Source organism: Halorubrum saccharovorum DSM 1137, from assembly GCF_000337915.1.
GTDB lineage: Archaea > Halobacteriota > Halobacteria > Halobacteriales > Haloferacaceae > Halorubrum > Halorubrum saccharovorum.
In genome coordinates this window covers 169,815-183,455 of the sequence record NZ_AOJE01000011.1, presented here as the reverse complement: position 1 = coordinate 183,455, position 13,641 = coordinate 169,815, and the positions used below count along the sequence as shown (strand labels likewise).

Sequence of the window (13,641 nt, the reverse complement as noted above, 5' to 3'; positions counted from 1 at the left end):
CCTCGCGCCATCAGAGATGTGTATAAGAGACAGGGTCTGCCCCCACGCCGACCTGGGCGACTGGGGCGTCGAGGGCGACCGCGAGTGGACGCAGTACCTGTTCCGCGAGGACGACGACGCGAGCCCGGACGCCTGTCCGCTCCGCCCGGCTCGCGACCACCCGAAAGCGCCCGAAGCGCTGCTGGAACGGGGCGCGTGGCGCCGGTTCGTCGACTCGGCCGCGCCCGAGGACGACGGGGACGCCGGGGCCGTGATCAGGGGGCTCGGCGATGACTGACTCGTCGCGGTCGGCGGTCGCGGACGCCGCCCCCGCGCCCGTTCCCCTCGACGACGCCGTCCTCCTCCTGATCGACTTCCAGACCGGATTCGACGAGCCGGGGTGGGGCGAGCGAAACAACCCCGACGCGGAGTCGGTCGCGGCAGGGCTCCTCGCGCGGTGGCGCGAGGCCGGCCGTCCGATCGCGCACGTGCGACACGCGTCGACCGAGGCGGACTCCCCGCTGAGACCAGACGCGCCGGGGTTCGCGTGGAAGCCGGAGACCGCGCCCGCCGAGGGCGAGCCCACGTTCGCGAAGTCGGTCAACGGCGCCCTCCTCGACTCCGGGCTCGACGAGTGGCTCCGCGAGACGGGCCGCGAGTGGCTCGTCGTCTGCGGGCTCACCACCGACCACTGCGTCTCGACGACGGCTCGGATGGCCGAGAACCGCGGGTACGAGGTCGTCGTCGTCGCCGACGCCACCGCGACCCACGCCCGAACGGCCCGCGACGGCGACCGGATCGACCCGGAGACCTCCCACCGCGTCGCGCTCGCGCACCTCGACGGCGAGTTCGCGACGGTCGTCGAGGCCGACGACCTCGGCTGACGAGCGCGGGGGCGGACCCGTCCGAGAGGCGCCTCACCTCAGCCGTCCGTCGGGTCCGCGCTCTCGCCCTCGACCGCGCGCTCGGCGGCGTTCGAGAACATCCCCCGCCGGGTCGTGTACGCGAAGTACGCCCCGAGTCCGAGGAATCCGACGACGTTCGAGACGGCGACCGCCCAGAACGCGGCCTCGACCCCCCAGCCGAGCCCGGGCGTGACCGCGACGCCGAACGCCCCGAACGTCGCGGCCGCGGGCACCGCGGCGATCGCGATGGGGAACCGGATCGCCCAGTACTTGACCAGGTCCGCGACGAAGGAGGTCCGGGTACGAGAGGCGCCGTTGAAGCCGGCGAGCAGGGTGTACGTCCCCCCGAGCGCCCAGTAGGTGACCGCGAGGATCCGCAGGTACAACACCGAGAGCGACCGGCCGGCCGCGGTGAGGTCGGGTGCGAGGAAATCGGCGATCGCTCCGGCGAACACGAATTGGACGGCGCCGAGCGCGAGGAAGCCGGTGACGACGATCCCGGTCCCGACCACCGTGGTCCGCCGGGCGCGGCGCGGGGCGTTCGCGCCGAGGTTCTGGCCGATCATCGACTGGATCGCCTGTTGCATCCCTAGAGCGGGGACGATCGCGAGCGTGGAGACGCGTGCGCCGACCGTGTACGCCGCGATCCCGGCCGAGCCGCCGGCGATCGTGACCAGCCCCACGACGAGCACGCGGACCAGTTCGCTCACCCCGCGCTGGCCGCCGAGCGGGAGCCCGACGTCCGCGATCTCGCGCACGACCGACCGATCGACCGCGAACGCCTCGCGGGTGAGTCGGAACGTGTCCCGCCCGATCCCCGCCGCGTACGCGAGCACGTGGGCGAGCCCGACGACGCCGGCGATCACCGTCCCGAGGGCCGCGCCGGCGACCCCGAGCGCCGGGACCGGGCCGACGCCGAAGATGAGCACGGGCGCCGCGACGAGGTTGACGAGGACGCTGGTGAGGCTCACGTGGAGGACGGCCCGCGTGTCGCCGTAGGCGGTGAAACAGTTCTCTACCGTGTCGCTGACCGCGCCGAACGGGAGGACGGCGACGATGATCGCGAGGTACGTCGCGGTGGTGCCCGCCAGGGCGGGGTCCGCGCCCAGGAGCCGTACGAGGCCCTCGGCGTAGGCGACGACGGGGATCGCGATCGCGCCGGTCACCGCGAGCGCGAGGAGCGCGCCGTTGACCGCGACGCGGCGCGCCCCCGCGTCGTCCTCGCCGCCGGCGCGCTGCGCGACGAGGATCTGCGTTCCGACCGCGGCGACGACCACCGTCGCGCCGAGGAGCGACTGGATCGGGAGGCTGAGGCCGACCGCGGCGACGGCGTCCTCGCTCACCCGACCGAGCCAGAACGTGTCGACGAGCGCGTTCGCGACGTACACGAGGTTCTGCGCGACGAGCGGGGCCGCGAGCAGTACGAGCACTCGCCCGACCGGCCCGTCGGTGATCGCCTCGCGGTCGACGTCGAACATCGAATAGTTCCGTATCGGATACGGATAATAAAAGAATGCTGGTGTTAGATACGATACGGATCTCGACGCCGGCGGCCGATCGGTACCTCCCGATCGTCGCCCGGATCCTCACGTTTTTGCACGCGGCCGCCGTGGCTCCGGTATGCAACGCGGCCGTCGGAAGCCGGACTGGCTGAAGTCGCGTCCACCGTCCGGGTCTCGGTTCACGGAGATCAAAGATCGCCTCCGCGAGCGCGACCTCCACACCGTCTGCGAGGAGGCCAACTGTCCCAACATGGGCGAGTGCTGGTCCGGCCGGGACGGACCGGGAACGGCGACGTTCATGCTCATGGGCGACCGCTGCTCGCGTGGCTGTAACTTCTGTGACGTGGAGACGGGCGGGATGGAGCCGCTCGACCCGGACGAGCCCGCGAACGTCGCGGACGCGGTCGTCGATATCGGGCTCGACTACGTCGTGCTCACGTCGGTCGACCGCGACGACCTCGCGGACGGCGGCTCCGCGCACTTCGCCGAGACGATCCGAGCGATTAAGCGGCGCGACCCGGAGATCCTCGTCGAGACGCTGATCCCGGACTTCCAGGGCGACCCCGAGGCGATCGACCGGATCGTCGACGCCGGACCGGACGTGATCGCCCACAACGTCGAGACGGTCGAGCGGCTCCAGTGGCCGGTCCGAGACCGGCGGGCGAACTACGAGCAGTCGCTCGCGGTGCTCGATCGGGTGGATCGGGAGTCCGACATCCACACGAAGACGAGCCTCATGCTCGGCGTCGGCGAGTACCACCACGAGGTGTACCGCACACTCGGCGACCTCAGCGAGGTCGGCGTCGACGTGGTCACCTTCGGGCAGTACCTCCAGCCCTCGCGCTCGCACCTCGACGTGTTCGAGTACGTCCACCCCGACGCCTTCGAGACGTGGCGCGCGGTCGCCGAGACGGAGTTCGACTTCCTCTACTGCGCCTCGGGACCGATGGTCCGCTCGTCGTACAAGGCCGGCGAGCTGTTCGTCGAGGCGCTGCTCCGGAAGGGGCGCGCCCCCGAGGACGCCCGGCGACACGCTCGGGCCGCGGGCGGAGACTGACGATCCGCCGCGGACGGGGCCGCCACAGCGGATCCACGCGTCCACATTCTGTCATTAGCACCCCGAAACCGATCGCGGGCAAGGTGGCGATAATACCCCTTATGTGTGTGTATCTGTCAGGAATTGTGGGGTAGTTGACAGGGATATACTTATGAAAGTGGACTCTATATGAGTGGGTATGTCATACCACAGAAGACGGCGTGACGTGCTGAAGACCGTCGGTGTCGCCGGCGCGATCGGGCTCGCCGGCTGTTCGGGTAACGGCGGCGACGGCGGCGACGGAATGGACGACGGCGACGGCGGCGACGGCGGCGACGGAATGGACGACGGCGACGGCGGCGACGGTGGCGACGGAATGGACGGCGGAGACGGTGGCGACGGCGGCGGCGGTCCGGACCTGCTCACCGTCATCGGCTACCCCGAGAGCGGGATCCAACTGTTCCGCGACTACTACGCCGCGTCTGACGGTGCGGAGGACATCCTCATTCCCGACGGGCTTCAGGACCCCTCGCTGCCCGGGCAGGTCGGCAACGACATGAACAACGTCACCGGGACCGCGCCGGCGGCGGGCGGTCCGAACCAGGAGGCGTTCTCGAGCCTGTACCAGGACACCTACGACGAGACGCCGGGCGTGTTCACCTCGCAGTCGTACGACTCGGCCGCGGCGCTGATCCTCGCGAACGTGGCGGCGGGCGAGAACGACGGCACCGCGATCCGCGACCAGCTCCGGCGCATCGCGAACCCCGACGGCACCTCGTACGGCCCCGGGGAGTTCGTCGACGCCGTCGAAGCGGTCGCGAACGGCGAGAACATCAACTACCAGGGCGCGTCGAGCGCCGTTAACTTCGACCAGAACGGCGACCCGGCGTCGGCGGCCTACCAGATCTGGGAGTTCGCCGGTCAGAGCGCCGACTCCGTCAACGTCCAGGAGACGCAGAACTTCGAGGGCGAGAACCCCGACGGGGCGGGCCCGTCGGCCGACTCGTCGCCCGGCGGACTCGGCCGCGAGGTGAGCGTCGGAATCCTGCTGCCCGAGACAGGCGACCTGGCGTCGACGGGACAGCCGATGATCCGCGCGGCGGAGCTCCCAGCCCAGCAGGTCAACGAGTCCGACCTCGACCTCACCGTGAACGCCCAGTTCGAGGACACGAACACCTCGCCCGACCAAGGCGTCACCGGCGCCGAGTCGCTGGTCAACGCGGGGGTTCCCGCGGTGTGCGGGACCGCCTCTTCCGGCGTGAACGTCCCCGTCTGTCAGGAGACGCTCATCCCGAACGAGGTCGTCGGGTGCTCGCCGTCCAGCACGGCGCTGTCGGTGACGAACCTCGAGGACGACGACTACATCTTCCGGACCGCCCCGAGCGACCAGCTCCAGGGTCGGGTCATGGCGCAGGTCGCCTCCGAGCGGCTCGGCGCCTCGACCGCCGCGACGCTGTACGTCAACAACGACTACGGTCAGCAGCTCTCCAACCGGTTCAGCAGCGTGTTCGAGGACACCTTCGACGGTGAGGTGTACGACCAGATCAGCTTCAACATCGGCGAGTCGTCGTACTCCAACGTCATCGAGCAGGCGCTCACAAGCGGGAACTGACCGCGATCGGAACTGACCGCGATCGGAACCGACGCGTCATCGAGCGGCCGGCCGAGCGCTCTCGCTTTTTCCGGACGACCCGACCGAGAAGCGGCGCGTCGCTCGCGAGAGCGCTACGCGTCGCTTCCGCGCCTTCCGCTCCGCCTCACAAAAGCCACTCCGCTGACCGGCGGTCGAGGCGAGACCGACTAGCCGCCGAGGAACTCCCGGCGGACCTCCTCGTCGTTCAGGAGCACGGCCCCCTCGTCCTCGAACCGGTTCTGTCCGTTCGCGAGCACGTACCCGCGGTCACAGCGTCTGAGCGCCTCCTTGGCGTTCTGTTCGACCATCAGGATCGCCGTCCCCGTCTCGTTGATCTCGTCGATCTTGTCGAACATCTCGTCGACGAGGTCGGGCGCGAGCCCCGCGCTGGGCTCGTCGAGCAACAGCAGTTCGGGGTCGAGCATCAGCGCCCGGCCCATCGCGAGCATCTGGCGCTGCCCGCCGCTCAGGGTGCCCGCCTGCTGGTGTTTTCGCTCCTCGAGTATCGGGAACCGGTCGTACACCTTTCGGAGCTCCTCCTGCGGGACCTCGTCGAGGATGTACGCGCCCATCTCCAGGTTCTCCTCGACGTCGAGCTCCGCGAAGACGTTCTGACTCTGCGGAACGTACCCCAGCCCCTTGTGGATCACGTCCTCTGGCTTCGTCCCGCTGATGTCCTCGCCGTCGAACGTCACCGTCCCGCCCATGTGGGCCGTCAGTCCGAAGACCGACTTCATGACGGTCGACTTGCCGGCCCCATTCGGGCCGACGATGGTGACGTACTCGTCGTCGTCGACGTCGAGGTCGACGTCGGTGAGGATCTGGAGGTCGCCGTAGCCGGCGTCCAGGTCGCGGACCTCCAGGAGGCTCATACCTCACCCCCGAGGTACGCCTCGATGACCTCCTCGCTCTCTTTGATCTCCGTCGGCGTCCCGTCCTTCAGGATCCGGCCTTGGTGCATGACGATAACCCGCTCGCAGTTGTTCATGATGAGGTCCATGTCGTGTTCCACGATGAGGAAGGTGTACCCCCGCTCCCGGAGCTCGTGGATGTGTTCGAGCAGCCGCTTCTCCAACGACGGATTGACGCCCGCGAACGGCTCGTCGAGGAGCAGCACGTCGGGATCGGTCAGGAGCGCCCGAGCCATCTCCAGCAGCTTCCGCTGGCCGCCGGAGAGATTTCCGGCGTACTCGTCGGCGAGGTGGTCGATCTCGAAGAAGTCGAGCACCTCCCAGACGCGTTCGAGCTGTTCGGTCTCCTGCTCGCGCACCGACCCGCGGGTTATCGGCAGAATCGACCGCCACAGCGACTCACCGACCTGTCCTTTCGGCGCGAGCATCATGTTCTCGAGGACGGTCATCTCCTCGAGTTCGCGGGCGATCTGGAACGTCCGTGCCAGCCCCTGGTTCGCGATCTCGTGAGGTTCGAACCCGGTGATGTCCTCGCCGTTGAACCGGACCGTCCCCTCGTCGGGGTCGAGCATCCCGGTGATGAGGTTGAACGTGGTCGACTTCCCCGCGCCGTTCGGACCGATAAGTCCGGTGAGCGTCCCTTCCTCGACGTCGAAGCTGACGTCGTCGACGGCGACTATCCCCCCGAACTCCTTCCGGAGCCCCTCGACTTCGAGGGGCGCGTATCGGGCTCCGTCGTCTCCGGTGTGGGTTTCGGGATCGTCCTCGACCAGCTCCGTCAGGTCGGCGTCGGACGACGACTCCGCAGGAGCAGCGTCGTCCGCGGCCGACGACGGCTCCTCGTCGGTCGCCGCTCCCTCGACCGGCGTCGAATCACTCGCGGTGGACTCGTCCGTTTCGCTCATTGCTCTTCACCTCCGTCGGCGGCCGCCGGGTTCCCGGTTGACCCGCCGCTTCCCGGCCGCGCGAGGTCGACGCTCGAAGCGGTCTCCTTGCGGTGGCCGAGCAGGCCCTCCGGCCGGTTGTGCATCAGCCAGATGAGCACCACGCCCATGATCACCAGCCGCAACTGGCTGATGCTGTCGAGCGTGTACAGCACGAACGGCATCGGGTCGAGCGAGGCGAACCCCGCCATCGCCTCCCCGAAGTTCCGCGGCGCGTCGCCCAGTTCGAAGGCGGTCTCGACGAGGTTCTTGAAGTACCGCGGTCCCTCGTACAACAGTCCGGCGAAGATCGCCCCGCCGAGGAAGCTCCCGGTGTTCGATCCCGCACCCCCGATGATCAGCGCGATCCAGATGAAGAACGTGATGTTCGGGCGGAACGAGGGCGGCGTGATGCTCCCGCGGCCCGAGTACCAGAGGATTCCGCCGAGCCCCATCAGCGCGGCGCCGAGCACGAACGCCGTGAGCTTGAACCGGTCGGTGTCTTTCCCCAGCGCGTTCGCGACGTCCTCGTCCTCGCGGATCGCCTTCAGGACGCGGCCGAACGGGGACTTACCGGTCCGTGAGAGCAGCAGGTAGAACAGCCCGACGCCGACGAGAAGGACGATTCCGTACACTACCCCGTCGATCACCGGTTTGGGGTTGTTCGAGATGAAGTTCTGCTGGACGAACGCGACGAACCCGAGGTACGGCTCCCAGAGGAAGAGGGCTCGCAGCAGCGCTTCGAGCGGGTCCGTGTAGTTCAGGATGAGCCCGCCCCCGCCGCCGAGGCCGACCGTGTCGGCCGCCGGGTCGAAGGTGAACAGCCAGAGGTCGATCGTGTCCGGCACGGTGAACGTCTGGAACGTCCGGGACATCATCGTGAACCGGACGATCTCCGAGAACGCCACCGTGACGATCGCGAGGTAGTCGGCCCGGAGCCGGAGCGCGGGTAACGCGACCAACAGTCCGAACAGCCCCGCCACGACCACGCCGGCGAGGACGCCGACGAACAGCGGGAGGCCGAACCCGCCGACCTGTGCGGCGCCGCCCTCCGCGACCGGCGGCTTCGAGACCAGCGCGGTCACGTAGATCCCGATGCCCATGAAGCCGACGATGCCGATGTTGAACAGGCCGGTGTACCCCCAGTGGAGGTTCAACGCCAGCGCGAGCATGCCGAACACGCCGATGTAGAACGTGAGGTTCGCGATGGAGTTCAGCTGCCCGCGGAGCTCGTACCCGAACGCGACCCCGGCCAGAATGTACGCGAGGTAGATCGTGCCGAGGACGGCGAGCACGAGCGTCACGTCCCGCTCGAAGAGCCCCTCGAACCGCCCGCGGAGGTCGTCGACGCTCATGCTGTGGACCTCCCGCTGAAGATGCCTTCAGGCTTGAACAACAGGATCACGATCATCACCATGAACGCGGCCGCGCGACCGAACTCGGAGGGGATCCAGATCACCGAGACCGAGGCGGTCAGACCGATGACGATCCCGCCGCCGATCGCGCCGTAGATCGACCCGATCCCGCCGAGAATCACCGCGGCGAACACGAGCAGCAGCAGCAGCCAGCCGTCGTTGAAACCGAGCGTCCCCTTCCAGAGGACGAACATGTAGCCCGCGACGCCGGTGAGGCCCGCGCCGACGATCCACGTCGTGCGGATGACCTGCTCGGTCGGGATCCCGGTGATCCGCGCGAGGTCCTCGTTGTCGGACATCGCGCGCATCGCCTTCCCGAGTTTCGTCCGCTGGAGCAGCAGATGGACGCCGAGCATGAGCCCCGCCGCGACGACCACGAGACTGATGTCGTGGGCCGTCACCCGGAACGTCCCGTCGATCGCGGGGACGTTCACGCGCGGGACCGATCCCGCCGCGGTCGTCCCTCGCACGCCGGCCCCGAAGACGAACTGGAGCAGGTACCGGAGCGCGAACGCGACCCCGATGCTGGTTATCAGCAGCGCGATACCGCTCTCGTCGCGGATCGGCCGGTAGACGAGGCGGTCGATCACTAACGCCAGCGCGATCGTCGCGACCCCCGCCAGGACGGCCCCGAAGACGACGGCGATCGGCGCGGTCGTGATCCCGATGCCGAGCGCGCCCCCGAACACCGACCCGCCCGCACCGACGAGCAGGAGCGCGCCGACGCTGTTCTCGCCGATCCCGGCGATGAGGTAACTGGTCGCCATCCCGGCGAACGCCCCGCTGGTGAGGTAGTCGCCGTGCGCGAAGTTCGCGAAGTTGAGAATACTGTACGTCATCGAGAGTCCGATACCCGCCAGACCGATGATCAGCCCCCGGAGCAACCCGTCCCAGATCAGGGACGCGAGGCTGCTGATCTGAATCCCTCCGCTCGCGAGCCCAGTTACGAGTGACCACACCATCCACAGGGCCACGAGCACGACCCCGATGGCGAGCGGTTCCTCGCTGAGGGTTCGGCGGTATCGAACGTACGTTTCAGAGACACTCACGTGATAACACTCCTCACCATAGCGTGTGAATCAACCTATAAGACGTTTTCTACCGTCCAGCTCCCAGAAGTGTCCGTCGTCCGTCGTCTTCACCCACATTGGGTGGTATCTCAAGAACATAAACACGCCCGCCGTTCGGTCTCGCCGTCGCTATCGCGATCGGTCAGTACCCCTGGGCGTTCCCGTCCTTCCGCGGCTCGGTTGCCGCCGAGAGGACGCCGTCCCGCGACCGCGCGATCTGGGCGCCGCCGAACATGGTCGGCGGGAGGGTCAACACGTCGTGGCCCTTCCGAGCCAACTTCGCGGCGATCGCCCCGTCAGCCTGCGGTTCGAGCGCCAGTTCGCCGCTCTCGCGGTAGCGCCACCGCGGCTCGTCGAGCGCGCGCTGGAGGGGCATCTCGTAGTCGACGAGGTTCGAGATCACCTGCACGTGCCCCTGCGGCTGCATGTACCCGCCCATCACGCCGAAGGCGGCCCAGTCGTCCTCGTCGAACCGGACGAGTCCGGGGATCAGCGTGTGGAACGGTCGCTTCCCCGGTTCGAGGCGGTTCGGGTGCTCCGGGTCGAGCGAGAACGACGAGCCCCGGTTCTGGAGGGCGATCCCCGTCTCGCCCGCGACGAGCCCGGAGCCGAACCCGGCGAACCGAGAGTTGATGTACGAGACGACGTTCCCCTCGTCGTCGGCGACCGTCAGCAGGACGGTGTCGGCGTCCTCCGCGTTGGCGTCGGGGACGCCGAAGCTCACGCCGCGGTTGGCCGTCTCACCGACCTCGGCCGCTCGTCGTTTCGCCCACGCCGCGGAGGCGAGCGGCGGGACCTCCTCGTAGGCCGGGTCGGTGATGTAGCGGTGGCCGTCGTGGAAGGCGACCTTCAGCGCCTCCGCGAAGTAGTGGACGCGCTCGGGCGAGTCGTAGTCGTACTCGCCGGCGCCCACCTCGGCCGCGACGTTGAGCGCCTCCAGCGCGACGAGCCCCTGGTTGTTCGGCGGGAGTTCGTACACCTCCGCGCCGTTGTACGTCGTCGACACCGGCTCCGGCCACTCGACTTCGAAGTCCGACAGATCCTCGGCGGTCATGAACCCGCCCGCCGCCTGCACCTCCGCGGCGATGGCCTCGGCGATCTCGCCCTCGTAGACGGCGTCGGCGCCCTCCTCGGCGATCAGTTCCATCGACTCCCCGAGCCGCGGGAGCGTCACCCGCTGCCCGACCGCGGGCGACTCGCCGTCGAAGAGGTACGCCTCGCGGGCGTGGTCGCTCTCGAACAGGCCCTCGCCCTGGGTCCACGCGTCCGCGATCACCTCGCTGACCGGGTAGCCCTCCGTCGCGTAGCGGATCGCCGGCCGCAGGAGTCGGTCGAGGCCGAACTCGCCGAACCGCTCGGCGGTCGCCTCCCACCCCCGCGCGGTCCCCGGAACCGTCACCGTCTGCGCCCCGGTCGTCGGCATCTCGACCGCGCTCGGGTCGTCCTCGTCCACGTCGTCGTCGGCCGCGAGCGACGCCCGGACGTTCTCGATCGTCGCGTCGGCGGGCGCGCCGCCGCACGCGCGCATGGCGCCGACCTCGCCGTCGGCGGTGCGGTACAGCGCGAACACGTCGCCCCCCAACCCCGTCGACGTGGGCTCGACAACGTTGAGTGCGGCGGCGGTCGCCACCGCGGCGTCGAACGCGTTCCCGCCGTCGCGCAGCACCTCGATCCCCGCCTCGCTCGCGAGCGGCTGACTCGTGGCGACCACGCCGCGCTGCCCGTACACCGTCGACCGCCGAGAACCGAACCGGTCCACGTCTGGGTCCATGGCAACACGTTCGACGGAACCCGGTTAAACGTCCCCCCGGACAGTTCCGGTGTGGTTCGAGACGACGGTTGTGAGTCGGTACCATTTACCGTATCGGGGTCCTGAGATCACGGGATCAGATGACCGGTCGAGACGAGGAGACGAACGGGGAGTCGAGCGGCGAGGGCCCACCGAGCGGCGGGTCTCCCGAGGACCCCGGCCGACGCCGCGTGCTCGGGTACGCGGGACTCGCCGCGCTCGCGGGCGGCGGCGTCGCCGGCGCGTGGTACCTCTCGCGGCCGGCTCCCGCCCCGGCGTCCGGCGGGGAGGACGGGGCGGACGAGAACGGCGGCGATCCCGAGAACGACGGCGATCCCGCCGACGAGGACGCTCTCGCGGACGCGCCCGCGGAGATCCCCGCGGTGGTCAGTCGGTACGCGCCCGACCTGTACTTCGGGGCGTTAGAGAAGTGGTACCCCACCGACCCGCGACCGTACGTCGTCGAGACCGACGAGGGCGCCGTCGTCGACGGGTTCACCGCGCTCGACGAGTACTCGGCGGCGTTCCGCGAGACTGGGTCGCCGCCCGCGCCCACCGTGTTCTACAACGTCGTCGAGGCGGCGCCGGGCGTCGACGCGGTGCAGTACTGGCTCTACTCGGCGTTCGACCAGTTCACCGTCAACTTCCACTGGCACGACTGGGAGCTGTTGCAGGTGTTCGTCGACCGCGAGAGCGGCGACCCGCTGCTGCTCTCGGCCAGCGCGCACTCCCGCGCCAGCCCGAACAACGAGTTCCTCGATCCGGAGATCCCGGACGGCTCGCGGCCCGGGATCCTCTCCGAGGTGGGCTCGCACTCCAGCGCCAGCGAGGTCAACGGACTCGTTCCCAGCTTCGAGCGACTTCCGGTCGGCGACCTGGTCTCCGACGTGACCAACGACGCAATCGACGTCTCCGCGAGCCTCCGCGCGCCCTTCGCCTACGGCCTCCCCCGGGACGAGGGGGCGCGGCTCCCGTTCGTCCTCCCGGAGCTCGACGGCGCCCCCCTCCACGAGCACCCGTCGCTGTCGATCGAGCGGACCGACCTGATCGACGAGCGGGTGACCGTCGGGTCGTGGCGCGGGCTCCCGACCCCGCCCGAGGACCTCCCCCTGCGCGAGCCCGGGCTCGTGCTCGCCCACCCGGACAGCGCCGTCGACGCGGACGCGACCTACGCGCTCGAACCGCTCTCGCCGCTCGGCGAGGCGATCGACGGCTTCGTCGGCCCGCAGTTGAGCTTCGAGTTCGCGGTCCCCGGATTCGCCGAGGATGTGCTCGCGAGCCACATCACGTCGGTCGGCACGCCGTGGGAACAGGAGCGGTTCGCCGACCCGCTCTCGGACGTCACCGACCCCGCGCACCGCCGGCGGATCGACGGGTCGGAGCCCGACGGGCTCACGAACCGCGTCGCCGGTCGGGTGCGACAGCTCCGGGCCGGGACCGGCGGTACGCTCGACGGGGTCACGGACGGAGCCGCCGACGCGGTCACGGGCGTCGCCGGCGTGTCGCTGTTCCCGCTCTCGACCGAGCTGGCCGTCCGGCTCGCGAGCGAGGACCCGACCGCGACGGTCACCCGCGGCGGCGTCTTCGAGTACCTCCGCGTCGAGCCCGGTCCGCACCTCCTCGTCGCCAACGGGCCGGGGATCGCGCCGATCGCGTCCCGATTCACCCACGATGGCGGGCTCGTCCGGGTCGGCGGCGACGGGGACCTCGCGGTCGTCGCCAGCGGGGACGCCGGCTGGATCCGGGGCGACGCGCGGGAGGCCGACGGGGTCGAACGCGTGCGCGTGGTCGAGGACTATGCCGGCGTCGTCTACGAGGGCGCGCCGGTCGAGACCGATCGGTTCGCGGTCGCGGTCCACCGCGAGGGTCGGTACACGGTCGAGGTGGTCGACCGGGCGGGCGCGACGGGAGCGTACCGCGTGACGCCGGATTCGTTCGACGAGAACGGCGAGGCGGTGCGCGAGCGGGTCGAAACCGGGAAGGCCGCGCTCGCCCGGACGCTCCGAGGCGAGCTCGACGAGCTGTACGCGCTCGCCGAGTCGCTCAGCCCGGACGACGACGACGCGGACGACACTCCCGAGAACGGGACGGCCGGGGAGACGGATCGGGACCGGAACGGAACCGCGTCCGACCCGGTGCTCGACGGGATCTCCCGCGCGCGGGAGTCGGCGGCCGGAGCGGTCGCCGCCGCCGAGAACGACGAGGAGCGGGCGGCCGACGACCGGCTCTCCGCGGCCGCCTCAGCGCTGTGGCGGGTCAGGGACGCGTTCGCGACCGACGACCAAGCCGGGTACGACGACGGCGCGGTCGAGGCGCTCGATCCGAAGGCGCTCGCCGGGATCGAGCGCGCCAACGACGCCATCGACGCCCCGCTGTGAAGGCGACGCGCGTCGCCGCCCCGACTCACGGAAGACTCCCGATCCCACGACCGTGTCTCGACCTCCCGATCGGCAGCCCCGCGCTCCGCGTTCCGTTATA

The 13,641-nt window shown here is 69.8% G+C and carries 11 protein-coding genes; 5 read left to right on the top strand and 6 right to left on the bottom strand.

From position 1 onward, the window contains the following. Both C471_RS04050 and C471_RS04045 read left to right on the top strand, forming a co-directional pair. On the top strand, positions 1–277 hold a 277-nt coding region (locus C471_RS04050; protein WP_193366107.1), incomplete at its 5' end, for a YqcI/YcgG family protein. Beyond that, positions 270–863: a cysteine hydrolase family protein gene (locus C471_RS04045; RefSeq protein ID WP_004046750.1), complete on the top strand. Its 594-nt coding sequence runs from the start codon at positions 270–272 to the stop codon at positions 861–863. The genes C471_RS04050 and C471_RS04045, both read left to right, overlap by 8 nt. A 38-nt stretch (positions 864–901) precedes the next feature. Here C471_RS04045 and C471_RS04040 read toward each other — a convergent pair whose 3' ends face one another. Next, positions 902–2,362, bottom strand: a complete 1,461-nt coding sequence (locus tag C471_RS04040; protein WP_004046749.1) for an MATE family efflux transporter — start codon at positions 2,360–2,362, stop codon at positions 902–904. Positions 2,363–2,504: 142 nt separating this feature from the next. Between C471_RS04040 and lipA the strand changes: the two genes are divergently transcribed. After that, positions 2,505–3,443 (top strand): lipoyl synthase, encoded by a 939-nt coding sequence (gene lipA / locus C471_RS04035; RefSeq protein ID WP_004046748.1) that lies wholly within the window; start codon positions 2,505–2,507, stop codon positions 3,441–3,443. 319 nt (positions 3,444–3,762) lie between these two features. Beyond that, positions 3,763–5,034 carry an ABC transporter substrate-binding protein gene (locus C471_RS04030; protein ID WP_394295187.1) on the top strand — a complete coding sequence of 424 codons (1,272 nt, stop codon included), beginning with the start codon at positions 3,763–3,765 and terminating at the stop codon, positions 5,032–5,034. A 188-nt stretch (positions 5,035–5,222) separates the two neighbouring features. On the opposite strand, the gene C471_RS04025 is transcribed toward C471_RS04030, so the two are convergent. From C471_RS04025 to ggt, 5 genes are all read right to left on the bottom strand, one after another. Then, the gene (locus C471_RS04025) at positions 5,223–5,927 is read right to left on the bottom strand and encodes an ABC transporter ATP-binding protein (RefSeq protein WP_004046746.1); all 705 of its coding nucleotides are present in this window, start codon (positions 5,925–5,927) and stop codon (positions 5,223–5,225) included. Then, entirely contained in the window at positions 5,924–6,871 is a 948-nt protein-coding gene (locus C471_RS04020; RefSeq protein WP_004046745.1) for an ABC transporter ATP-binding protein, read from the bottom strand. The genes C471_RS04025 and C471_RS04020 overlap by 4 nt, the downstream gene beginning before the upstream one ends. After that, a complete protein-coding gene (locus C471_RS04015) occupies positions 6,868–8,244 on the bottom strand; it encodes a branched-chain amino acid ABC transporter permease (protein ID WP_004046744.1) in 1,377 nt (458 codons plus the stop codon). The genes C471_RS04020 and C471_RS04015 overlap by 4 nt, the downstream gene beginning before the upstream one ends. Continuing rightward, entirely contained in the window at positions 8,241–9,353 is a 1,113-nt protein-coding gene (locus C471_RS04010) for a branched-chain amino acid ABC transporter permease (RefSeq protein WP_004046743.1), read from the bottom strand. Before C471_RS04010 ends, C471_RS04015 begins: the two co-directional genes overlap by 4 nt. Before the next feature lie 163 nt (positions 9,354–9,516). Then, positions 9,517–11,145, bottom strand: a complete 1,629-nt coding sequence (gene ggt, locus C471_RS04005; protein WP_004046742.1) for a gamma-glutamyltransferase — start codon at positions 11,143–11,145, stop codon at positions 9,517–9,519. A gap of 119 nt (positions 11,146–11,264) precedes the next feature. Between ggt and C471_RS04000 the strand changes: the two genes are divergently transcribed. Continuing rightward, complete coding sequence (locus C471_RS04000; RefSeq protein ID WP_004046741.1) at positions 11,265–13,541, top strand: hypothetical protein; 2,277 nt, start codon at positions 11,265–11,267, stop codon at positions 13,539–13,541. The last annotated feature ends 100 nt before the right edge of the window (positions 13,542–13,641 follow it).